A 22,097-nucleotide genomic window follows, 5' to 3' on the forward strand; every position below is an offset into this window, starting at 1 on the left:
CTGCATCGCAGGCAAGCCAGCTCCCACAGAGAAGCGGATTGGGGACAGATCATGCTTTTGCCCTGCTTTTGATCTGCTTTGCTTTGGCTTTTGATCTTGCTTTTGATATTGATCTCAGGCGCCCCGTCAACCACGCTGGCCGAACGCAGGCTTGAATCCGAGGGTAACCCGGCGTCCTGCCGGGTTACCCTCGGATTCAAGCCTGCGTGCGGGCACACCGAGCCTGAGCGAGGTGCCGAGTGGTGGGCCCCCTCCCACAAAAGCCAAGCGCTCCAACCGCACACCTAGCTCTTGTGCAACTTGCTCATCAACTGCGCCTCAGCCTGGGTCAGCCCGCACGACTGCGTCAGCTCATCCACCGTCGCCCCCATGCCGACCAACCTCGCCGCCTGGGCAAACGACAGATTCGCCGGATCACGCTGCTCAAGCTGCTCCAGCTTGTCCGGGATCGGCGCCAGAATCGCGCGCAGTTCATGCACCTCATCCCCCACCTTCACCGCACTCTGCTGGTAGTGATCCACCCGCCGGACCAGATCGAGAATGCGCCGCTCACGCAGCGTATCCCGCTCGGCCTGTTGCAGGGCCAACTCCCGTTGCTGGCGCATGTAACGCAGCACGAACGCCACCGTCCCGGCCCACAGCAGGGCCAGGACAATCACCAAGGCTTCAAAGAACAAATCAGATGTTCTCCAGATCCGACCACTCTTCCTCGCTCATCATCTTGTCCAGCTCAACCAGAATCAGCAGTTCGCCGTTCTTGTTGCACACGCCCTGGATGAATTTGGCGGATTCTTCGTTACCCACGTTCGGCGCGGTTTCCACTTCCGATTGGCGCAGATAGACCACTTCGGCCACGCTGTCGACCATGATCCCGACCACTTGCTTGTCGGCTTCGATGATGACGATACGCGTGTTGTCGTTGACCTCGGTCGGCACCAGGCCAAAGCGCTGGCGGGTGTCGATCACGGTCACCACGTTGCCGCGCAGGTTGATGATACCCAGCACGTAGCTGGGCGCACCCGGGACCGGCGCGATCTCGGTGTAACGCAGGACTTCCTGCACGCGCATCACGTTGATGCCGTAGGACTCGTTGTCCAGTTTGAAGGTAACCCATTGCAGGATCGGATCATCCAAACCTTGTGCGGACGCTGACTTGTTCATTTCTCTGACCCCTTCAAATACCGTAGACACGGCGTGTGTACTTGCCTGACCGCACTTGCGCGCAGCCCTTATTGTTCACTCAACTGCGTTTGACCTGCGCCATCGTCTTGACTGCACCGCTGGCGATCAACTCGGCCAGTTCGGCGACATCAAGCAACGCGCACATGTGTTCGATCACGGTGCCCGCCAGCCACGGCCGTTGGCCACGGTGACTGCGCCATTTGATTTCGTTCGGGTCCAGGCGCAACGAACGGCTGACTTGATGCACCGCCAGCCCCCACTCGTAGCCCTGCACCGAGATCACGTATTGCAAGCCCTGGCGGAAGTCGTCGCGATAGCGATCGGGCATCACCCAGCGCGCGGTGTCGAGCACCTTGAGGTTGCCGGCCTGGCTGGGCAGGATGCCGAGGAACCACTCTGGTTGCCCGAACAGCGGCGTCAACTCCTGGCCTTCGAGCGAATAGATCGAACCCAGGCATACCAGCGGCACCGCCAAGGTGAGGCCGGCGACATCGAACAGCAGGCACTCGAACGGCTCGGCGGCCCAGGCCGGACGTTCATCGCCACGCACCGGCGGCGGCGTGATGCTCGGTGGCATGTGCACTTCGACCACGGGCTCGACCACTGCCGGCGCAACCACCACCGGCAGCGGAACAATCGGCACCACCACCTGCGCATCGCGCGCCTGTTCTTCCAGTACCGCCAGCTGGAACTCGTCCAACGGGGCTTGCGCCGCCTGGGCCGGTTCGAGCACGAGGATCGGCTCCGGCAATTCTTCGGCGGTCGCTTCCTGCAGCAAGGCATCCAGATAGGATTCGAGTGCCAGCTGCGGCCGGGTCTTGAGCTTGAAGTCGACAGGTCGGTTCATCATGCCACCTGCGCCACAAGCTGCTGCGACAACAGGTGCTTGAGCAACGCACGGTAGGCCAGCACGCCACGGCTCTTGCCATCGAACTGCGACGGCGTGAGCCCCGCGCGGCTGGCGTCACGCAGGCGCGTGTCGACCGGGATGTAGCCGTTCCAGATCGCGTCCGGGTAGCCGTCGCGCAGCACGCGCAAGGTGCCGAGCGATGCCTGGGTACGCCGGTCGAACAGGGTCGGCACGATGCTGTAGGGCAACGGCTGCTTGCGCGAGCGGTTGATCATCGCCAGAGTGCTGACCATGCGCTCCAGGCCTTTGACGGCGAGGTGTTCGGTCTGCACCGGGATCACCAACTGCTGGCTGGCCGCCAGGGCGTTGACCATCAGCACACCGAGCAACGGCGGGCTGTCGATGATTGCGTAGTCGAATTCCTGCCACAGTTGCGCCAGGGTCTTGGCGATCACCAGGCCCAGGCCGCTTTGCCCTGGAGACTGTCGCTCAAGGGTGGCCAGCGCGGTGCTGGACGGCAGCAGGGAAATGCTTTCGTTGCTGGTGGGCAGCAGCAGCTGCCCCGGCAAGTCGGCCGGCACACTGCCCTTGTGCAGGAACAGGTCGTAGCAGCTGTGTTCCAGGGCATCCGGGTCGTAGCCGAAATAGCTGGTCATCGAGCCGTGAGGGTCCAGATCGACCACGACCACACGCTTGCCCGCCTCGGCCAGCAAGCCGGCTAAAGCGATGGAGGTGGTGGTCTTGCCGACTCCACCTTTTTGATTGGCAACTGCCCAGACTCTCATTCGGTTGGTTCCTCCCGGCAGGCAATGGCGCGACCGAGACAGTGCATAAAATTAGTGAGCCGGCGACGGGGAATTGACGGAGCCCTGTCGAACCGGCGGCTTAACCGCTGGCGGTGCAGTTTGTGTGCCAGCGCGCTTCAACGCGGCATCCGGTGTTGCATTTGCAGTGCCGGTGCCCGTAAGGCTGCGGCGTACGTCCAGGTTGCGTGATACCACCAGCACCACGCGGCGGTTGCGCGCGCGGCCCTGCACCGTGGCATTGTTGGCCACCGGCTGAAACTCGCCATAACCCACCGACGCCAGGCGGCCGGGGTTCACACCCTGCATGGCGAGCATGCGCACGATGCTCGCCGCCCGCGCCGACGACAGCTCCCAGTTGGTCGGGTACTGCGCGGTGCTGATCGGCACGTTATCGGTAAAGCCTTCCACATGGATCGGGTTTTCAAACGGCTTGAGGATCGCCGCCACCTTGTCGATGATGCTGAACGCCTGGTCGCTGGGGATGGCGTCGGCACTGGCGAACAACAGGCTGGAGTTGAGTTCGATCTCCACCCACAGCTCATTGCCGCGCACAGTCATCTGATTGGAGTTGATCAGGTCGCCGAACGCCGCACTGATGTCATCCGCGATGCTTTTCAGCGGGTCGCTGGTGCCACCTATTCCCGCAGCGGTTTCGTCGCTGTCGTTGACCAGCGGCTTGGCCGGGGTCACGGTCTTGGGCCGCTCGTCGCCAATGGGAATCGGCTTGAGCGCGCGATCCGTGTCGTTGAACACGCCCACCAACGCCTGGGAAATGATCTTGTACTTGCCTTCGTTGACGGACGAGATCGAATACATCACCACGAAAAACGCGAACAGCAAGGTGATGAAGTCCGCGTAGGACACCAGCCAGCGTTCATGATTGACGTGTTCTTCAGGCTCGCGGCGGCGACGGCTCACTGGCAACTCCCCCCATCAATCCATGAAGCCCTGGAGCTTCAATTCGATGGAACGCGGGTTCTCGCCCTCGGCAATCGACAGGATGCCTTCGAGCAACATTTCGCGATAACGGGACTGGCGCAGCGCAATCGACTTGAGCTTGCTCGCCACCGGCAGCAGCACCAGGTTGGCACTGGCCACACCATAAATGGTGGCGACGAACGCCACGGCAATCCCGCTGCCCAGTTGCGACGGATCAGCGAGGTTGCCCATCACATGGATCAGGCCCATCACCGCACCGATGATGCCGATGGTCGGCGCGTAGCCGCCCATGCTTTCAAAGACTTTGGCGGCATTGATATCGCGGCTTTCCTGGGTGTAGAAATCCACTTCCAGGATGCTGCGGATCGCCTCCGGTTCGGCGCCGTCAACCAGCAGTTGCAGGCCTTTGCGGGCGTAGCTGTCGGGCTCGGCATCGGCCACGCCTTCCAGACCCAGCAGACCTTCCTTGCGTGCGGTGAGGCTCCAATTGACCACGCGGTCGACGCCGCCGGCCAGGTCCACGCGCGGCGGGAAAATGATCCACACCAGAATCTGCATGGCGCGCTTGAACGAACTCAAGGGCGCCTGCAGCAAGGCCGCGCCCACGGTGCCGCCGATCACGATCAACGCAGCCGGACCGTTGGCCAGGGCGCCGAGGTGGCCGCCCTCCAGGTAGTTGCCGCCAATGATCGCGACAAAGGCCAGGGTAATGCCGATCAGGCTCAACACATCCATCAGAGACAGGCCTCCACCAGATGCCGGCCGATGTCGTCCAGGCTGTAGACAGCGTCGGCAAGGTCAGCCTTGACGATGGCCATGGGCATGCCATAGATCACGCAGCTGGCTTCGTCCTGGGCCCAGATGGCGCTGCCGCCCTGCTTGAGCAGGCGCGCGCCTTCACGGCCGTCGGCGCCCATGCCGGTGAGCACCACCGCCAAAACCTTGTCGCCGTAGGACTTGGCGGCGGAGCCAAAGGTGATGTCCACGCACGGCTTGTAGTTGAGGCGCTCGTCGCCCGGCAGGATTTTGATCGCGCCACGCCCGTCCACCATCATCTGCTTGCCACCCGGTGCCAGCAGCGCCAGGCCAGGACGCAGGATGTCGCCATCCTCGGCTTCCTTGACGCTGATGCGGCACAGCTTGTCCAGGCGCTCGGCGAACGCCTTGGTGAACGCAGCGGGCATGTGCTGGATCAGCACGATGGGCGCCGGAAAGTTGGCCGGCAGTTGGGTCAACACCCGTTGCAGGGCTACCGGGCCACCGGTGGAGGTGCCAATGGCGACCAGCTTGTAAGCCTTGCGCTTGGGCGCCGATGAGTGCGTGTGCGCATGGGCGCCGGGCGCCGGGTTACGGGCTGGCGCGGCGGGTGCAGGCCGGGTCGTCGGCGCAGGTGCCGGGCGGTTGAACGAGGAACCTGCGGGCGCAACCGGTGCGGCTGCCGGCGCTGGTGCGCTGGACAGGCTGCGGCGGTTACTGCGCGCAATGCTGTGCACCTTCTCGCACAGCATCTGCTTGACCTTCTCGGGGTTGCGCGAGATGTCTTCGAAATTTTTCGGCAAAAAATCCACCGCGCCGGCGTCCAGCGCGTCGAGGGTCACTCGGGCGCCTTCGTGGGTCAGCGAGGAGAACATCAATACCGCGGTGGGGCAGCGTTGCATGATATGGCGCACGGCCGTGATGCCATCCATCATCGGCATCTCGTAGTCCATGGTGATCACGTCCGGCTTCAACGCAATCGCCTGGTCAATCGCCTCTTTGCCGTTGGTGGCCGTGCCGACCACCTGGATGCTTGGATCGGCGGAAAGAATTTCCGAGACGCGGCGGCGGAAGAAACCCGAATCGTCCACCACCAGGACCTTGACTGCCATAAACACTCCGTTAGGTGGGGCGGGCGTTACCGCCTGGGCCCCACCAAAATCAAATACGCCGTGCGGCGTAACGCTTGAGCATGCTCGGAACATCGAGAATCAGCGCGATCCGACCGTCACCGGTAATGGTCGCACCCGACATGCCCGGGGTCCCCTGCAGCATTTTGCCCAATGGCTTGATCACCACCTCTTCCTGGCCCACCAGTTGGTCGACCACGAAGCCGATGCGCTGGGTGCCCACGGACAGGATCACCACATGGCCTTCGTGTTGTTCCTCATGCTTGGCCGATGCCACCAGCCAGCGCTTGAGGTAGAACAGCGGCAAGGCCTTGTCGCGCACGATCACCACTTCCTGGCCGTCGACCACGTTGGTGCGCGACAGGTCGAGGTGGAAGATCTCGTTGACGTTGACCAACGGGAAGGCGAACGCCTGGTTGCCCAGCATCACCATCAGGGTCGGCATGATCGCCAGGGTCAGCGGCACCTTGATGACGATCTTGGAGCCCTGGCCCTTGGTCGAGTAGATGTTGATCGAGCCGTTGAGCTGGCTGATCTTGGTCTTCACCACGTCCATGCCGACGCCACGGCCGGACACATCGGAAATCTCGGTCTTGGTCGAGAAGCCCGGGGCGAAGATCAGGTTGTAGCACTCGGTGTCGGTAAGACGGTCGGCGGCGTCCTTGTCCATCACGCCACGCTTGACGGCGATATTGCGCAGGATCGCCGGGTCCATGCCTTTGCCATCGTCGGTGATCGACAGCAGGATATGGTCGCCTTCCTGCTCGGCCGCCAGAATCACCTTGCCGTTGCGCGACTTGCCCGCCGCTTCACGCTCTTCGGGAGTTTCCACGCCGTGGTCGACAGCGTTGCGCACCAAGTGGACCAACGGGTCGGCCAGGGCCTCGACAAGGTTCTTGTCGAGGTCGGTTTCTTCGCCCACCAGTTCCAGGTTGATTTCTTTCTTGAGCTGGCGTGCCAGGTCGCGAACCAGACGCGGGAAGCGGCCGAAGACTTTCTTGATCGGCTGCATGCGGGTTTTCATCACCGCGGTCTGCAGGTCGGCGGTGACCACGTCGAGGTTCGACACGGCCTTTTGCATGGCTTCATCGCCACTGCTCAGGCCCAGGCGCACCAGACGGTTACGCACCAGCACCAACTCGCCCACCATGTTCATGATGTCGTCCAGGCGTGCGGTGTCTACCCGTACGGTGGTTTCGGCTTCGGTGGTGACCGGTTTTTCGGCCACGGCGGCAGCCGGGGCACGCGCAGGTGCTGCGGCCGGTGCCGGCGCGGGCTTGGCGACCGGTGCAGGTGCTGGCTTGGCGGCCACAGGCGCCGCAGTCGCCGCTGCGGCCGGGGCCACTTCGGCGAACTTGCCCTTGCCATGCAGTTCGTCGAGCAAGGCTTCGAATTCGTGATCGCTGATCAACCCGTCACCGGCCGGTGCTGCGCTGGCGGCAGCAGCGGCTGGCGCCGTCGCGGCGACTTCCGGCAAGGCATCGGCAGCGAACGTGCCCTTGCCGTGCAGTTGGTCGAGCAAGGCTTCGAATTCGTCGTCGGTGATATCGGTGCTGGCGCTGGCTGCGGCTGCGGGCGGCGCGGCCACCGGTGCCACGGCGTCGGCAGCGAACTGACCTTTGCCATGCAACTGGTCGAGCAGGGATTCGAATTCGGCGTCGGTGATGTCTTCGCTGGTCGGCGCGGCAGGTGCCGCAGCCGGTGGCTGTGGCGCTTGCGGTGCTTCGGCCTCGGCCTTCACAGCGTTGAGCGAATCGAGCAGTTGTTCGAACTCGCTGTCGGTGACATCCGGCTCAGGCTCAGGCTCGGCCACCGGCGCAGGCGCAGCTTGCACGGCGACCGCCTCGTCAGCTGGCTCTGCCAGGCGCGCCAGGGCGGCCAGCAGTTCCGGGGTGGCGGCGGTGATCGGGGCACGTTCGCGCACTTCGCTGAACATGCCGTTGACCGCATCCAGTGCTTCGAGAATCACGTCCATCAACTCCGAGTCGACCTTTCGCTCACCCTTGCGCAGGATGTCGAACACGTTCTCGGCGATGTGGCAGCACTCCACCAGCTCATGGAGCTGGAGGAAGCCGGCGCCCCCTTTTACAGTGTGAAAACCGCGAAAAATTGCATTGAGCAGGTTCGCATCATCCGGTCGGCTTTCCAGCTCGACCAGTTGTTCGGACAGTTGCTCTAAAATTTCGCCGGCCTCTACAAGGAAATCCTGAAGGATTTCTTCATCGGCGCCGAAGCTCATGTGGGTGCTCCTTAGAAGCCTAAACTGGATAACAGGTCATCGACATCATCCTGACCTGACACAACGTCTTCACGTTTATCGGCATGAATCTGCGGACCTTCACCCTTGGCGAGATGTTTTTGTGGATCTTTTTCCGAAAGGATCGCCGCACGGTCATGTTCGATGCCGGCAAAACGATCGACCTGCCCGGCCATGAGCACCAGTTTGAGCAGGTTGCTTTCCACTTCGGTGACCAGTTGGGTCACGCGCTTGATCACTTGACCGGTGAGGTCCTGGTAATCCTGGGCCAGCAGAATATCGTTGAGGTTGCTCGCCACGGTGCGGTTTTCCTGTTCGCTACGCGACAGAAAACCGTCGACCCGACGGGCCAGCTCACGAAACTCTTCAGCACCCACTTCGCGACGCATGAAGCGGCCCCAGTCGTGACTGAGCGCCTGGGCTTCGGTGGCCATGCCATTGACCAGCGGCGTGGCGTTTTCCACCAGGTCCATGGTGCGGTTGGCCGCTGCCTCGGTCAGCTTGACCACATAGGACAGGCGTTCAGTGGCATCGGTGATCTGCGAAATTTCTTCGGCCTGGGGCATGTGCGGATCAATCTGAAAATTGACGATCGCACTGTGCAGCTCGCGCGTGAGCTTGCCCACTTCCTGGTACAGGCCGCGGTCACGGGTCTGGTTAAGCTCATGGATCAACTGCACCGCGTCGCCGAAATGACCTTTTTCAAGGCTCTCGACCAACTCGTGAGCATGCTTTTTCAGGGTCGACTCAAAATCGCCCAATGTTGTTTCTTTCTGCTCCATAGCTCCCCCGCGATGGCATTAGCCTTGGATGCGTTCGAAGATTTTTTCGATCTTCTCTTTTAGCGCCAATGCCGTGAATGGCTTGACCACGTAACCGTTTACCCCGGCTTGGGCGGCTTCGATGATCTGTTCACGCTTGGCTTCGGCGGTCACCATCAGCACAGGCAGGCTGCGCAGCTTCTCGTCGGCGCGCACATGGCGCAACAGGTCGATGCCGGTCATGCCCGGCATGTTCCAGTCGGTTACCAGAAAGTCGATGCTGCCGCTGTTGAGGATTGGAATCGCGGTAATACCGTCATCCGCCTCGACCGTGTTTGTGAACCCAAGGTCACGCAACAGGTTTTTTATGATCCGCCGCATCGTTGAGAAGTCATCAACGATGAGGATTTTCATGTTCTTGTCCAATTCGACCTCCAAGCAGTCTTAAACGCGCCCAGCACCTGGACGCGCCATTTCAATCAACAGGCGTTACACAAAAAGGACTGCCGGGTCCACCACGGGTCGAACCCGCGAAAGTAGTGACCTTCGCGGTATCGTCTGCAGTGTCCCCACACTGCCTGTCAGCGCGCGCGCCACTCTCCCAAACGCCCCCGCAAACGGGCTGCGCACTGGCTATGCAACTGGCTGACACGCGATTCGCTGACCCCCAGGACCTCACCGATTTCCTTGAGGTTCAGCTCTTCGTCGTAGTACAGCGCCAGGACCAGGCGCTCACGCTCCGGCAAGTTGGCAATGGCGTCCGCCAGTGCGCCCTGAAAACGTTCATCTTCCAGGTCGCGTGACGGCTCCATATGCGCACTCGCGCCGTCCTCGTGCAGCCCTTCGTGTTCGCCGTCCTGCAACAGGTCGTCGAAACTGAACAGGCGGCTGCCCAAGGTATCGTTCAAAATCCCGTAATAATCATCGAGACTCAATTGGAGTTCGGCCGCAACTTCGTGATCTTTAGCGTCGCGACCGGTTTTTGCTTCAATTGAGCGAATTGCGTCACTGACCATCCGCGTATTGCGGTGCACCGAACGCGGCGCCCAATCCCCTTTACGCACTTCATCGAGCATGGCGCCACGGATACGAATACCCGCATACGTCTCGAAACTGGCGCCCTTGCTCGCGTCGTACTTGGTCGACACTTCGAGCAGACCGATCATGCCGGCCTGGATCAGGTCTTCGACCTGCACGCTGGCCGGCAGGCGTGCCAGCAGGTGATAGGCGATGCGCTTGACCAGCGGCGCATAGCGCTCGATCAATTCGCCCTGGCTGTCACGTGCCGATTTTTTATAGAGGTTGTAGCCGCTGGATGTCATAGCACAGGACCCGCGCTTGTCTGATGCACCAATCGCTCGACGAAGAACTCCAGATGTCCGCGCGGGTTGGCGGGCAGCGGCCAGGTATCGACCTTCTGGGCAATCGCCTTGAATGCCAGCGCGCATTTGGAACGCGGGAATGCTTCGTAGACCGCACGCTGTTTTTGCACAGCCTTGCGCACGCATTCGTCGTAGGGAACCGCGCCAACGTATTGCAGGGCGACATCAAGAAAACGATCCGTGACCTTGGTCAGCTTGGCGAACAGGTTGCGCCCTTCCTGCGGGCTCTGGGCCATATTGGCCAGCACGCGGAAGCGATTCATGCCGTAGTCACGGTTAAGCAGTTTGATCAGGGCGTAGGCGTCGGTGATCGAGGTGGGCTCGTCGCACACCACCAGCAGCACTTCCTGCGCAGCGCGTACAAAGCTGACCACGGACTCGCCAATGCCGGCGGCGGTATCGATCACCAGCACGTCGAGGTTGTCGCCAATGTCGCTGAACGCCTGGATCAGGCCGGCATGCTGCGCCGGGCTCAGGTGCACCATGCTCTGGGTGCCAGAGGCAGCCGGCACGATGCGGATCCCGCCAGGCCCCTGCAGCAGCACATCGCGCAGCTCACAGCGCCCCTCGATCACATCGGCGAGCGTATGTTTGGGGGTCAGCCCCAGCAGAACGTCCACGTTCGCCAGGCCCAGGTCAGCGTCCAGCAGCATGACGCGACGGCCAAGCTCTGCCAGGGCCAGGGACAAATTCACTGACACGTTAGTTTTCCCGACGCCACCTTTGCCGCCGGTCACCGCGATCACCTGTACGGGATGCATGCTGCCCATTTTATTTCTTTACCTTGTCTTGCTTAGACGCAGGCTACATGGCTTGGCCGCTTGAATCGCTTGCAGACCATCGATGTAGGTACATTTCACGGCGTTCATCCTGCCTCAACCGACCCGTTTTGCCGGGTTGTGGTAAAGGTCGGCGAACATATCAGCCATTGCTTCCTCGCTAGGCTCGTCTTGCATTTGCACACTCACGGCACGGCTGACCAACTGATGACGACGCGGCAGATGCAGATCATCCGGGATCCGCGGGCCGTCGGTCAGGTAGGCGACCGGTAATTCATGGCTGATTGCCAGGCTCAGCACCTCGCCCAGGCTCGCGGTTTCGTCGAGCTTGGTGAGGATGCAGCCGGCCAGCCCGCAGCGCTTGTAACTATGATACGCAGCGGTAAGAACCTGTTTCTGGCTGGTGGTTGCAAGCACCAGGTAATTTTTCGACTTGATCCCGCGGCCCGCCAGGCTTTCCAGCTGCATGCGCAACGCCGGGTCGCTGGCTTGCAGGCCGGCGGTATCGATCAGCACCACGCGCTTGCGCAGCAGTGGGTCGAGGGCGTTGGCCAGGGACTGGCCCGGGTCGACGTGGGTCACCGGCACATTGAGAATGCGGCCGAGGGTCTTGAGCTGCTCCTGGGCGCCGATACGGTAGCTGTCCATGCTCACCAGCGCGATGTTGTTGGCGCCGTACTTGAGCACGTAACGGGCGGCCAGCTTGGCCAGGGTGGTGGTCTTGCCCATGCCGGCAGGGCCGACCATGGCGATCACACCGCCCTCTTCCAGGGGTTCGATTTCCGGGGTGGCGATCATCCGAGCCAGGTGCGCCAGCAGCATGCGCCAGGCCTGGCGGGGCTCTTCGATGCTGCCGGTCAGCGCCAGCAGGTCGCGCGACAGCGGGCCGGACAGGCCAATGCGTTGCAGACGGCGCCACAGATTGGCCTGTTGCGGCTTGCTGCCTTGCAATTGGTTCCAGGCCAGCGAGCCCAGTTGCACTTCGAGCAGTTCACGCAGGCCGTTGAGTTCAAAGCGCATCGAATCGAATACGCGCTGGTCGACGCTGGCGGCCGGGGCCGGTGCGGCAGGACGCGGCGGTTCGACAAAGGTCGGCTCCACCAGCGGCTCGGCAGCGGTCAGCGGCAGGCCGGCAAACAGCTGGCGATTGGTGGTGGTGTCGCTGTCGCCGCGCATGCTCAGTTCGGCCTGGGCCGACACAATGCGCGAGGCGGTCTTGCGCAGCTCGTCTTCGAGTTCCATGTTCGGCACGCGTGGCGCCAGGGCCTGAGGGGTGTAATCCAGGGCAGCCGTCAGCTCCACACCGCCGGCGATGCGGCGGTTACCGATAATGGCGGCATCGGCGCCCAGCTCATCACGCACCAGTTTCATGGCCTGACGCATATCGGCGGCGAAAAAACGCTTCACTTGCATAACCCACTACCTCAGCCGTTGGGCCCTACTGTCGCGACGATAGTCACTTGCTTATTGTCAGGAATTTCCTGGTAAGCCAACACGTGCAAATTCGGTACTGCCAGACGTCCAAACCGCGACAACATCGCTCGGACCGGGCCTGCCACCAGCAGAATCACCGGTTGGCCCTGCATTTCCTGGCGCTGTGCGGCGTCGATCAACGAACGCTGCAGTTTTTCAGCCATGCTTGGCTCCAGCAGAACGCCCTCTTCCTGGCCTAATCCTGCCTTCTGAATACTATTGAGCAAGATCTGTTCCAACCTTGGCTCCAGGGTGATAACAGGCAGCTCGGAGTCAAGCCCTACAATGCTTTGCACGATTGCGCGGGACAATCCAACGCGCACCGAAGCCACCAACGCGGCGGTATCTTGACTCTTGGCGGCGTTGTTGGCGATAGCCTCGGCAATGCTGCGAATGTCGCGCACCGGCACCTGTTCGGCCAGCAGCGCCTGCAGCACCTTGAGCAACTGCGACAGCGAGAGCACGCCCGGCACCAGCTCCTCGGCGAGCTTTGGCGAGGCCTTGGCGAGCAAACCCATCAATTGCTGGACTTCCTCGTGCCCGATCAGCTCGTGGGAGTGCTTGTAGAGGATCTGGTTGAGGTGGGTGGCGACCACGGTGCTGGCGTCCACCACGGTGTAACCGAGTGATTGCGCCTGGCTGCGCTGGCTGACTTCGATCCACACCGCTTCCAGGCCAAAAGCCGGATCTTTGGCGGTAATGCCGTTGAGGCTGCCGAACACCTGGCCTGGGTTGATCGCCAGTTCCCGATCCGGGTAGATCTCGGCTTCGGCGAGGATCACGCCCATCAGGGTCAGGCGATAGGCACTGGGAGCCAGGTCGAGGTTGTCGCGAATGTGCACAGTGGGCATGAGGAAGCCCAGGTCCTGGGACAGTTTCTTGCGCACACCCTTGATCCGCGCGAGCAACTGGCCACCCTGGTTGCGGTCCACCAGTGGAATCAGGCGGTAGCCGACCTCCAGGCCGATCATGTCGATTGGGGTCACGTCGTCCCAGCCCAGCTCCTTGGTTTCCTGGGCGCGGGCCGGGGATGGCAGCAATTCCTGCTGGCGCGCCACTTCCTGCAGGGCCTGCACCTTGACCGCGTTCTGTTTTTTCCAGAACAGATAAGCACCGCCGCCAGCCAGGGCCGCCATGGTCAGGAACGACACGTGGGGCATGCCCGGCACGATACCCATGATCGCCATGATGCCCGCCGCCACGGCCAGGGCTTTGGGCGAGGCGAACATCTGCCGACTGATCTGCTTGCCCATGTCTTCAGAGCCTGAAGCACGGGTCACCATGATGGCCGCTGCTGTGGATAACAACAGTGATGGCAATTGCGCCACTAAACCGTCACCGATGGTCAGCAGGGCGTACACCTTGCCGGCGTCGCCGAAGGTCATGCCATGCTGGAAGATGCCCACGGCCATGCCGCCGATGAGGTTGATGAACAGAATCAGCAGACCGGCGATGGCGTCGCCACGCACAAACTTGCTCGCACCGTCCATGGAACCATAGAACTCGGCTTCCTGAGCCACTTCCAGGCGGCGGCTCTTGGCCTGGTTCTGGTCGATCAGGCCGGCGTTGAGATCGGCGTCGATGGCCATCTGTTTGCCGGGCATGGCGTCGAGGGTAAAGCGCGCGCTCACCTCGGAAATCCGCCCGGCGCCCTTGGTCACCACCACGAAGTTGATGATCATCAAGATCGCGAACACCACGATACCAACCACGTAGTTACCGCCGATCACCACCTCACCGAACGCCTGGATCACCTTGCCGGCGGCGGCGTGGCCGTCCTGGCCGTGCAGCATCACCACGCGGGTGGACGCGACGTTCAGGGCCAGCCGCAGCAGGGTGGCCACCAGCAGGATGGTGGGAAACACCGCAAAATCCAGCGGCCGCAGCGCGTACACGCAGACCAGCAGGACCACGACGGACAGGGCAATGTTGAAGGTGAAGAACACGTCGAGCAGAAACGGCGGCATCGGCAACATCATCATTGCCAGCATCACCAGCAACAACAACGGCACACCCAGATTGCCCCGCGAGAGGTCAGTCAGGGTCGTACGGGCCGTACCGAACATTTGAGAGCGATCCACCACCGGTATTCCTCGTAACGTAAAGCAAACTTTTGACGCCAAGAGGCGACTTGCAGGCGGTATTGCAAGAAGCTGTCCAACTTTGGTTTTGGTATCAGGATCAAAAAAATATGGGAGGGGGCTTGCCCCCTCCCATATTTTTTGTCTCGTTGTGTCATCAAGGCTTGGGGGTGGCTGATTTGATCGGCGGCAGCGCGTACGGGCCTTTGGGTCGATGGATCAATTGAAAGGCCAGTTTCCGGCCGACCGAAAACCTGGTCTTGCCCCAATCTCTCTTGTCGACAAATACTTCATCTTTCCAGTCATCAGACCAAATCACCCACTCTTCCCTGATCCGATCGTAGGATTTGACAGCCCCGCTATACACCTTCAACACCGCTCTCCCCGCATCTAGCTCAAAACCTGCGTCACGTTTTCAATGCAATGGAACCGCGCACAGGTATTGCTGGCTACTGTCAAAGTTGACAGGTAGACGCTGCACAACAACGAGTGTTAGAGATGTAAAAATGGGCCACTGTGAAGCCACACCGCGTCAGGAATCGCGCCGCAGCTCCGGCGGAATCGGCAGGTCCTTGAGCGGGTCCGGCCGTTTGCCTTTACCCGCGCGGTACTGGCGGATCTGGTAGACATAGGCCAGAACCTGCGCCACGGCCAGGTACAGACCGGCGGGAATTTCCTGGTCCAGGTCGGTGGAATAGAAGATCGAGCGCGCGAGCGCCGCCGATTCCAGCAACAGGATGTCGTTGGCCACGGCAATTTCACGGATTTTCAGCGCGGTAAAGTCGCTGCCCTTGGCCAGCAGCATTGGCGCGCCGCCTTTCTCGGGATCGTACTTGAGGGCCACGGCGTAGTGGGTCGGGTTGGTGATGATCACATCGGCGTCGGGCACCGAGGACATCATCTTGCGCTGGGACATTTCACGCTGCAGCTGACGGATGCGCTGCTTGACCTCCGGCCGCCCTTCCTGGTCCTTGTGCTCGTCACGCACCTCCTGCTTGGTCATCAGCAGTTTCTTGTGGCTCTCCCACAGTTGGATCGGTGCGTCCACCGCCGCAATGATGATCAACCCCGCAGACATCCACAGCGCGCTCCAGCCCACCAACTGCAAGCTGTGGATGATCGCCGACTCCAACGGCTCGTGGGCGATGCGCAGCAGGTCGTCGATATCCGACGACAACACCGCCAGCGCCACGAACAGAATCAGGATGAATTTGGCCAGGGCCTTGAGCAGCTCCACCAGCGCCTTGGCGGAGAACATGCGTTTGAGCCCTGCCCCCGGGTTCATGCGGCTGAACTTGGGCGCCATACTGCTGGCGGCGAACAGCCAGCCTCCCAGCGCCACTGGGCCGATCAACGCAGCCAGCAACAAGGTGATCAGGATCGGCAGCACCGCCAACAGCGCGATATTGCCCGAATGCATCAGGTAATGGCCCATGGCGTCGGGATTGAGCAGCACCTCGCGCGGCAGGCTGAAGTTGTATTTCATCAACTCCAGCAAATCCAGGGCCAGGCCGCCACCATAGATCAGCAGCGCGCCGGAACCGGCCATCATGGTCGCGACGGTGTTGAGTTCCTTGGAGCGGGCGATCTCACCCTTTTCCCGGGAGTCCTTTTTACGTTTCTCCGTGGGGTCTTCTGTCTTGTCCTGACCACTCTCGCTCTCGGCCATGGCTCAGCGCGCCCGTGCCAGGTCACGTAAAAACTGCAGGGCGTCGGTCGCCAGCGGTTGATACTGATTGAGAATGTCAGCCAGGCCGACCCAAAAGATGACCATGCCCATTACAAGGGTCAGCGGGAAACCGATGGAGAAAATGTTCAACTGCGGCGCCGCGCGCGTCATCACGCCGAACGCGATGTTCACCACCAGCAACGCGGTGATGGCCGGCAGCACCAGCAACAGCGAGGCGCCCAGCACCCAGCCAAGGCGCCCCACCACTTCCCAGAAATGATTGACCACCAGCCCCGATCCCACCGGCAAGGTGGTGAAGCTTTCGGTCAGCACCTCGAACGCCACCAGGTGGCCGTTCATGGCCAGAAACAGCAAGGTCACCAGCATCGTCAAAAACTGCCCGATCACTGCTGCCGAGACGCCGTTGGTAGGGTCGACCATGGACGCGAAGCCCATGCCCATCTGCACCGAAATGATTTGCCCGGCGACCACGAAGGCCTGGAAGAACAGGGTCAGGGAAAAACCCAGCATGGCACCGATCAGCACCTGCTCGGCGATCAGCAGCAAGGCACTGAGGTCGAGCGCGTTGACCGGCGGCATCGGCGGCAGACCGGGCACGATCACCACCGTGATAGCCACCGCAAAATACAGACGCACACGCCGGGGCACCAGGGTGGTACCGAACACCGGCATCGCCATCAGCATCGCTGTGACGCGAAACAGCGGCAGGATGAACGAGGCCACCCACGTACTGATCTGGGTGTCGGTCAACGCCAGCAGCGATTGCATGGGCTCAGCCGATCAACTGCGGAATACTGCCGTACAGCTGCAGGATGTATTCCATGAAGGTTTGCACCAGCCACGGGCCGGCGACGATCAGCGTGATCAGCATCACCAGCAGGCGCGGCAAAAAGCTCAAGGTCTGTTCGTTGATCTGGGTCGCGGCCTGGAACATCGCCACCAGCAGGCCCACCAACAGGCTCGGCACCACCAGCACGGCGACCATCATGGTGGTCAGCCACAGCGCTTCACGGAACAGGTCGACCGCTACTTCTGGCGTCATGGCCTCATACCCCTCCGAAGCTGCCGGCCAGGGTGCCGATTATCAGCGCCCAACCGTCCACCAGCACAAACAGCATGATCTTGAACGGCAACGAGATGATCAGCGGCGACAGCATCATCATGCCCATGGCCATCAACACGCTCGCCACCACCAGGTCGATGATCAGGAACGGGATGAAGATCATGAAGCCGATTTGAAACGCGGTCTTGAGCTCCGAGGTGACGAACGCCGGCACCAGGATGGTCAGCGGCGCCTGATCCGGGGTGGCAATGTCGGTGCGCTTGGACAGGCGCACGAACAGCTCAAGGTCGCTGGAGCGCGTCTGCGACAGCATGAAGTCCTTGATCGGACCCTGGGCCCTGTCGATTGCGACCTGGGGCGTGATGGTCTCGGCCAGATAGGGTTGCAGGGCTTGCTGGTTCACCTTGTCGAACACCGGCGCCATGATGAACATGGTCAAAAACAGCGCCATGCCAGTGAGGATCTGGTTCGACGGCGTCTGCTGCAGGCCCAGGGCCTGGCGCAGGATCGAGAACACGATGATGATCCGCGTAAAGCTGGTCATCAGCATGACGAACGCCGGGATAAAACTCAGCGCGGTCATGATCAGCAAAATCTGCAGGCTGACCGAATACTCCTGCGCGCCGGCTGCGTTGGTGCCCAGGGTGATCGCCGGGATCGACAACGGGTCGGCGCCCAGCGCCAGTGGCGCGACCAGCAACAGCATGAGCGTCAATAAAACGCGCATTACTTCTTATCCTTCTGATCCTTGCCCAGCAACTCCATCAGGCGCTGAGCGAATTCCGGCGTGGCAGGCGTGGACGTGTCCACGTTCACCGGGTTCTTGAGCACGTGCAGCGGGGTGATACGGCCCGGCGTGATGCCCAGCAAGATCTGTTCGCCGCCCACCTGCACCAGCACCAGCCGGTCACGCGGCCCCAGCGCACGCGCGCCGATCATCTCGATCACCTGGCCATTGCCGGGGCCGATACGCTGCATGCGGCGCATCACCCAGGCCAGCACGAAGATCAGCCCTACCACCAGCAGCAACCCCAGCACCAGCTGGGTCAGTTGCCCGCCGACACTGCCGCCGACCAAGGGCGCGGCCGCCTTCGCCACAGGTTCGGCCGCGAGGGCGCTCAATGGCAGCGCCAGACACAGTCCCGCCAGTGAATACTTCATGTCAGCGCAACTTCTTGATGCGTTCGCTCGGGCTGATCACGTCCGTCAGGCGGATGCCGAACTTTTCGTTGACCACCACCACTTCGCCGTGGGCGATCAGCGTGCCGTTGACCAGCACATCCAGCGGCTCACCGGCCAGGCGGTCCAGCTCGATCACCGAGCCCTGGTTGAGCTGCAGCAGGTTGCGGATGTTGATTTCGGTGCTGCCCACTTCCATGGAGATCGACACCGGAATGTCGAGGATCACGTCCAGGTTGGGACCGTCGAGGCTCACCGGGTCATTGTTCTTCGGCATGCTGCCGAATTCTTCCATCGCCAGGCGCTTGCCGGCGGGCGCGGTGGCGGCATCGGCGGCCAGCAGCGCGTCGATATCGTCCTGGCCGACATCGCCGGTTTCTTCCAGGGCCGCTGCCCATTCGTCAGCCAGAGCCTGGTCTTCGGCGGAAGTGTTTTCGTGTTCGGTAGCCATTACATGTCCTCGGCGAAGCAAACATTCATAAAAAGAGGGGGATCAGCGCCGGTTGATCGGCTCGATCACCTGCAGCGCCAGGTTGCCCTTGTGGGAACCGAGCTTGACCTTGAACGACGGCACGCCGTTGGCGCGCATGATCATTTCTTCCGGCAATTCGACCGGAATCACGTCGCCGGGCTGCATGTGCAGAATATCGCGCAGGCGCAACTGGCGACGGGCCACGGTGGCGCTCAGCGGTACGTCGACGTCGAGCAGGTCTTCGCGCAGGGCCTTGACCCAACGTTCGTCCTGGTCGTCAACGTCGGACTGGAAGCCGGCGTCGAGCATCTCGCGCACCGGTTCGATCATCGCGTACGGCATGGTCACGTGCAGATCGCCGCCGCCGCCATCGAGTTCGATGTGGAACGTCGACACCACAATAGCCTCGCTCGGTCCGACGATGTTGGCCATGGCCGGGTTCACTTCCGAGTTGATGTACTCGAAATTGACCTCCATGACGGCCTGCCAGGCTTCCTTCAAGTCGATGAAGGCCTGCTCCAGCACCATGCGCACCACACGCAATTCGGTAGGGGTGAATTCGCGGCCTTCGATCTTGGCATGGCGACCGTCGCCACCGAAGAAGTTGTCCACCAGCTTGAACACCAGCTTGGCGTCGAGGATGAACAGCGCGGTGCCGCGCAGCGGCTTGATCTTGACCAGATTGAGGCTGGTGGGCACGTACAGCGAATGCACGTACTCGCCGAACTTCATCACCTGCACGCCGCCCACCGCCACGTCGGCAGAGCGACGCAGCATGTTGAACATGCTGATGCGGGTGTAGCGGGCGAAACGTTCGTTGATCATCTCCAGGGTCGGCATGCGCCCACGGACGATGCGATCCTGGCTGGTCAGGTCATAACTTTTGACGCTGCCGGGCTCGGCAACCATTTCGGTCTGTACCAGACCATCGTCCACGCCATGCAGCAGCGCATCGATTTCATCCTGGGACAGCAGGTCCTGCACGGCCATGTCGTGATCCTACTGCAATACGAAATTAGTGAAGAGCACTTGCTCGACGGCGACTTTACCGAGTTCCTTCTGGGACACTTCCTGCACGCTGGCGGTGACTTTCTGGCGCAGCATTTCCTGGCCAACCGGGGTCACCAGGCTGTCGAAGCCCTGTGCGGATAACAGCATCACCAGGTTGTTGCGGATCACCGGCATATGCACCTTGAGCGCATCCAGGTCCGCCTGATTACGCGCCAACAGCGTCATGCTCACCTGCAGGTAGCGTTGACGGCCGTTCTGATTGTAGTTGGCGACAAAGGCCGGCAGCATCGGCTCGAAGATAGCCGGTTGCTTGGCGTTGGTGGCGGCCTCGGCGACGGGGGCCGGTTTGCTGGCACTGCTGTGCATGATGTACCAGGTGCCGCCCACTGAAGCACCAATGGCCAGGAGCAGACCCAGGACGATCATCAGGATAAGCTTGAGTTTGCCCTTCCCCTTGACCTTGCCTTCGGGTGCTTGTGCTGCGTCTTCGCTCTTCGCCATGCCAATAATCCGTCACTATTTTGGGATTCATAGATCTACGGAAAGGCAAGAGCAAGTGTTATGCCAGAATTGTCTGGTAGACAGGCACATATCCATGTGGGAGGGAGCAAGCCCCCTCCCACATTTAATCAGGCGTAGTAATCGACGGCGCTGGAGCCGATCACGCTGGTCGTTACCGGCGCTGTGGCAGCGGTGACTTCCGCGTGGTCAGCACTGTCGGCCCTGCCACCCCGTGCGCCGCCACTCACGCCGCGCATCTGGTTCTGCTGTTGCTGTTGCTGCTCCTGGCCACGGGACTGGTCGGACACGTTCACGTCCACCTGGCCCATGCCCTGCTGAGCGAACATCTCGCGCAGGCGGCCGGACTGGCTTTCCAACGCTTCACGCACCACGGCGTGACCGCTCATGAACGTCACCTGAGCCTGCTGATCCGGTGTCATGTTGACCTTGATGTCCAGACGCCCCAGCTCGGCCGGCTGCAACTGAATCTCGGCCGACTTGAGGCTGGCGCTGGAGAGGTACATCACGCGGTTGACCACCTCTTCGGTCCAGCCGCTCTGGTGCATCGCCAACGGTGCGTTGGCTACCGGCGGCAGCGCATTGGCGGTTTTCGGCGTGGCGGCCTGGGTCAGCGCGGCCAGGCGATCGGCGAAGTTATCGACGCGGGTATCGCTGCCGGCGTTTTTCAGGTCCTTGAGACCGTCATCGATCAACGCGCCGAACGCCTTCTCGCCGCCCTGATGGGTGCTGTCCTTGGCGGCTTGCTGGTCCACCAGGGTGGCGATGCCGGCGGCAAATGTCTGCGCGGCGGTTGGCTGATCCTGGGTGGCGGTGGTCGGTGCGGCCTTCTGCGGCGCCTGGCTGCTGGCGGACACGTGACCGCCCTGTTCCATCGCCAAACGCACGGCGGGCATATCGTCCAGCGGGTCGGCGGCGGGGTCGAAGGCAGGCTTGGCTGCATCGGTTGCCGCGACAGGCGCTGCGACCGCAGGTTGCGTCTTGTCAGCCTTGTCGGGCTTGGCGGCAACCGGGGCCGGCGTTTCCGGCGGTACCGGCAAAGCCACTGGCGTGAGCGTGGCCACCAGGGCCGGGTCGACTACCGGATCGGCCGGCGGCTGTTGCGCCAGGGCCGGGTCGGTGGGTTTGTCGTCGTCACTGCTGGCGCTGTCGTCGGACTTGGCTGGCGGCGTGGCAGGCAAGGGTTTGCCGCTATCGGCAACCGCCGGCGTGCTGGCGGCAGGTTTGTCGCTGTCGGCAACCGGCTTGGCCGGGCTTTCGACAGGCTTGTCGCGCGTGGGTTTGGCCGGGCTGGCGTCGGGTTTTGCGGCAGGTTTTGACGCTTGGTTGGCGAACACTTGAGCGAAGCCAGGGCCTTTATCCCGGGGGGCCGCCGCCACTGAAGGTGAAACGGCGACGGGCGCTTGAGGCTTGGCCGCAGGGGCAGCCTGAAGGAGGGCGTTGGGGGCGACTGGCATAAGTAGGGTCTCCAACTGCATGGGGGTCATGGGATGCAGTTGTGGAGATAAAGCAAGAGTTGGGCCAGGTTGGATTGGTTGGATATATATCGCCGCACTGGGCCAGTGCGCTAACCCGGTGTCCTGCCGGGTTACCCACGGATTCAAGCCTTCGTTCGGCCAGCGTGGTTAACGGGGTCGCCTGGGACTGTCATAAATTTTGTGTTCGGGCATAACATGTTGATAGAGGTGCATGTATGCCGACCAAAAAGAAACCGGCCCGTGAGGCCCCGCGAGACCTTCCATCCATTCCCCAAGAGCTGATCGACCA

At 61.8% G+C, this 22,097-nt stretch carries 23 protein-coding genes; all 23 read right to left on the reverse strand.

The window, feature by feature from the left end; genetic code table 11:
• Positions 1-284: 284 nt before the first annotated feature.
• The 23 genes from TU75_RS17660 to TU75_RS17775 all read right to left on the reverse strand — a co-directional run bounded on the left by TU75_RS17660 (position 285) and on the right by TU75_RS17775 (position 21,787).
• Entirely contained in the window at positions 285-677 is a 393-nt protein-coding gene (locus tag TU75_RS17660) for a DUF2802 domain-containing protein (RefSeq protein WP_003236841.1), read from the reverse strand.
• Position 678: 1 nt separating this feature from the next.
• On the reverse strand, positions 679-1,161 hold the full coding sequence (locus TU75_RS17665) for a chemotaxis protein CheW (protein WP_003236843.1): 483 nt from the start codon (positions 1,159-1,161) through the stop codon (positions 679-681).
• Positions 1,162-1,240: 79 nt separating this feature from the next.
• Positions 1,241-2,029: a CheW domain-containing protein gene (locus TU75_RS17670; protein WP_003236845.1), complete on the reverse strand. Its 789-nt coding sequence runs from the start codon at positions 2,027-2,029 to the stop codon at positions 1,241-1,243.
• Complete coding sequence (locus tag TU75_RS17675; RefSeq protein ID WP_003236847.1) at positions 2,029-2,817, reverse strand: ParA family protein; 789 nt, start codon at positions 2,815-2,817, stop codon at positions 2,029-2,031. The genes TU75_RS17670 and TU75_RS17675 overlap by 1 nt, the downstream gene beginning before the upstream one ends.
• A 51-nt stretch (positions 2,818-2,868) precedes the next feature.
• Positions 2,869-3,756, reverse strand: coding sequence for a flagellar motor protein MotD (gene motD / locus TU75_RS17680; RefSeq protein WP_060549642.1), 888 nt, complete (start codon positions 3,754-3,756; stop codon positions 2,869-2,871).
• A gap of 15 nt (positions 3,757-3,771) precedes the next feature.
• Entirely contained in the window at positions 3,772-4,512 is a 741-nt protein-coding gene (locus TU75_RS17685) for a flagellar motor protein (RefSeq protein ID WP_003236851.1), read from the reverse strand.
• Positions 4,512-5,645 carry a protein-glutamate methylesterase/protein-glutamine glutaminase gene (locus TU75_RS17690; protein WP_003236854.1) on the reverse strand — a complete coding sequence of 378 codons (1,134 nt, stop codon included), beginning with the start codon at positions 5,643-5,645 and terminating at the stop codon, positions 4,512-4,514. Before TU75_RS17690 ends, TU75_RS17685 begins: the two co-directional genes overlap by 1 nt.
• A gap of 49 nt (positions 5,646-5,694) precedes the next feature.
• Positions 5,695-7,902: a chemotaxis protein CheA gene (locus TU75_RS17695; protein ID WP_060549643.1), complete on the reverse strand. Its 2,208-nt coding sequence runs from the start codon at positions 7,900-7,902 to the stop codon at positions 5,695-5,697.
• Positions 7,903-7,913: 11 nt separating this feature from the next.
• Entirely contained in the window at positions 7,914-8,702 is a 789-nt protein-coding gene (locus TU75_RS17700; RefSeq protein ID WP_003236860.1) for a protein phosphatase CheZ, read from the reverse strand.
• A gap of 18 nt (positions 8,703-8,720) precedes the next feature.
• Entirely contained in the window at positions 8,721-9,095 is a 375-nt protein-coding gene (locus TU75_RS17705; protein WP_162276124.1) for a chemotaxis response regulator CheY, read from the reverse strand.
• A gap of 167 nt (positions 9,096-9,262) precedes the next feature.
• Positions 9,263-10,003, reverse strand: coding sequence for an RNA polymerase sigma factor FliA (fliA, locus tag TU75_RS17710; RefSeq protein WP_003236863.1), 741 nt, complete (start codon positions 10,001-10,003; stop codon positions 9,263-9,265).
• Positions 10,000-10,833 (reverse strand): flagellar synthesis regulator FleN, encoded by an 834-nt coding sequence (gene fleN, locus TU75_RS17715; protein ID WP_003192912.1) that lies wholly within the window; start codon positions 10,831-10,833, stop codon positions 10,000-10,002. The genes fliA and fleN overlap by 4 nt, the downstream gene beginning before the upstream one ends.
• 105 nt (positions 10,834-10,938) lie before the next feature.
• On the reverse strand, positions 10,939-12,255 hold the full coding sequence (flhF, locus tag TU75_RS17720) for a flagellar biosynthesis GTPase FlhF (protein ID WP_003236865.1): 1,317 nt from the start codon (positions 12,253-12,255) through the stop codon (positions 10,939-10,941).
• A gap of 11 nt (positions 12,256-12,266) precedes the next feature.
• Positions 12,267-14,381 carry a flagellar biosynthesis protein FlhA gene (gene flhA / locus TU75_RS17725; protein WP_186351057.1) on the reverse strand — a complete coding sequence of 705 codons (2,115 nt, stop codon included), beginning with the start codon at positions 14,379-14,381 and terminating at the stop codon, positions 12,267-12,269.
• Between the two features lie 547 nt (positions 14,382-14,928).
• On the reverse strand, positions 14,929-16,065 hold the full coding sequence (gene flhB, locus TU75_RS17735; RefSeq protein WP_060549644.1) for a flagellar biosynthesis protein FlhB: 1,137 nt from the start codon (positions 16,063-16,065) through the stop codon (positions 14,929-14,931).
• Positions 16,066-16,068: 3 nt separating this feature from the next.
• Complete coding sequence (gene fliR / locus TU75_RS17740) at positions 16,069-16,854, reverse strand: flagellar biosynthetic protein FliR (protein WP_003236874.1); 786 nt, start codon at positions 16,852-16,854, stop codon at positions 16,069-16,071.
• A gap of 4 nt (positions 16,855-16,858) precedes the next feature.
• On the reverse strand, positions 16,859-17,128 hold the full coding sequence (fliQ, locus tag TU75_RS17745; protein ID WP_003214552.1) for a flagellar biosynthesis protein FliQ: 270 nt from the start codon (positions 17,126-17,128) through the stop codon (positions 16,859-16,861).
• A 4-nt stretch (positions 17,129-17,132) separates the two neighbouring features.
• Entirely contained in the window at positions 17,133-17,876 is a 744-nt protein-coding gene (fliP, locus tag TU75_RS17750; protein WP_003236875.1) for a flagellar type III secretion system pore protein FliP, read from the reverse strand.
• Entirely contained in the window at positions 17,876-18,310 is a 435-nt protein-coding gene (fliO, locus tag TU75_RS17755) for a flagellar biosynthetic protein FliO (protein ID WP_060549645.1), read from the reverse strand. The genes fliP and fliO overlap by 1 nt, the downstream gene beginning before the upstream one ends.
• Before the next feature lies 1 nt (position 18,311).
• On the reverse strand, positions 18,312-18,779 hold the full coding sequence (gene fliN / locus TU75_RS17760) for a flagellar motor switch protein FliN (protein WP_003236880.1): 468 nt from the start codon (positions 18,777-18,779) through the stop codon (positions 18,312-18,314).
• A gap of 42 nt (positions 18,780-18,821) precedes the next feature.
• Positions 18,822-19,790, reverse strand: coding sequence for a flagellar motor switch protein FliM (gene fliM / locus TU75_RS17765; RefSeq protein WP_003236882.1), 969 nt, complete (start codon positions 19,788-19,790; stop codon positions 18,822-18,824).
• Positions 19,791-19,799: 9 nt separating this feature from the next.
• On the reverse strand, positions 19,800-20,312 hold the full coding sequence (fliL, locus tag TU75_RS17770) for a flagellar basal body-associated protein FliL (RefSeq protein ID WP_003236883.1): 513 nt from the start codon (positions 20,310-20,312) through the stop codon (positions 19,800-19,802).
• Positions 20,313-20,440: 128 nt separating this feature from the next.
• On the reverse strand, positions 20,441-21,787 hold the full coding sequence (locus TU75_RS17775; protein WP_060549646.1) for a flagellar hook-length control protein FliK: 1,347 nt from the start codon (positions 21,785-21,787) through the stop codon (positions 20,441-20,443).
• Positions 21,788-22,097 lie beyond the last annotated feature (310 nt).

It is taken from the genome of Pseudomonas poae (assembly GCF_001439785.1).
Lineage (GTDB): Bacteria > Pseudomonadota > Gammaproteobacteria > Pseudomonadales > Pseudomonadaceae > Aquipseudomonas > Aquipseudomonas poae.

Coding starts and splice junctions, on each gene's coding strand:
- flhA (WP_186351057.1), bottom strand. CDS start 14,381: ATGTTCGGTACGGCCCGTACGACCCTGACTGACCTCTCGCGGGGCAAT.
- fliM (WP_003236882.1), bottom strand. CDS start 19,790: ATGGCCGTGCAGGACCTGCTGTCCCAGGATGAAATCGATGCGCTGCTG.
- fliN (WP_003236880.1), bottom strand. CDS start 18,779: ATGGCTACCGAACACGAAAACACTTCCGCCGAAGACCAGGCTCTGGCT.
- fliQ (WP_003214552.1), bottom strand. CDS start 17,128: ATGACGCCAGAAGTAGCGGTCGACCTGTTCCGTGAAGCGCTGTGGCTG.
- TU75_RS17665 (WP_003236843.1), bottom strand. CDS start 1,161: ATGAACAAGTCAGCGTCCGCACAAGGTTTGGATGATCCGATCCTGCAA.
- TU75_RS17685 (WP_003236851.1), bottom strand. CDS start 4,512: ATGGATGTGTTGAGCCTGATCGGCATTACCCTGGCCTTTGTCGCGATC.
- fliO (WP_060549645.1), bottom strand. CDS start 18,310: ATGAAGTATTCACTGGCGGGACTGTGTCTGGCGCTGCCATTGAGCGCC.
- flhB (WP_060549644.1), bottom strand. CDS start 16,065: ATGGCCGAGAGCGAGAGTGGTCAGGACAAGACAGAAGACCCCACGGAG.
- fliA (WP_003236863.1), bottom strand. CDS start 10,003: ATGACATCCAGCGGCTACAACCTCTATAAAAAATCGGCACGTGACAGC.
- flhF (WP_003236865.1), bottom strand. CDS start 12,255: ATGCAAGTGAAGCGTTTTTTCGCCGCCGATATGCGTCAGGCCATGAAA.
- fleN (WP_003192912.1), bottom strand. CDS start 10,833: ATGGGCAGCATGCATCCCGTACAGGTGATCGCGGTGACCGGCGGCAAA.
- fliL (WP_003236883.1), bottom strand. CDS start 20,312: ATGGCGAAGAGCGAAGACGCAGCACAAGCACCCGAAGGCAAGGTCAAG.
- TU75_RS17670 (WP_003236845.1), bottom strand. CDS start 2,029: ATGAACCGACCTGTCGACTTCAAGCTCAAGACCCGGCCGCAGCTGGCA.
- fliR (WP_003236874.1), bottom strand. CDS start 16,854: ATGCAATCGCTGCTGGCGTTGACCGACACCCAGATCAGTACGTGGGTG.
- TU75_RS17705 (WP_162276124.1), bottom strand. CDS start 9,095: ATGAAAATCCTCATCGTTGATGACTTCTCAACGATGCGGCGGATCATA.
- TU75_RS17775 (WP_060549646.1), bottom strand. CDS start 21,787: ATGCCAGTCGCCCCCAACGCCCTCCTTCAGGCTGCCCCTGCGGCCAAG.
- fliP (WP_003236875.1), bottom strand. CDS start 17,876: ATGCGCGTTTTATTGACGCTCATGCTGTTGCTGGTCGCGCCACTGGCG.
- TU75_RS17695 (WP_060549643.1), bottom strand. CDS start 7,902: ATGAGCTTCGGCGCCGATGAAGAAATCCTTCAGGATTTCCTTGTAGAG.
- TU75_RS17690 (WP_003236854.1), bottom strand. CDS start 5,645: ATGGCAGTCAAGGTCCTGGTGGTGGACGATTCGGGTTTCTTCCGCCGC.
- TU75_RS17700 (WP_003236860.1), bottom strand. CDS start 8,702: ATGGAGCAGAAAGAAACAACATTGGGCGATTTTGAGTCGACCCTGAAA.
- TU75_RS17675 (WP_003236847.1), bottom strand. CDS start 2,817: ATGAGAGTCTGGGCAGTTGCCAATCAAAAAGGTGGAGTCGGCAAGACC.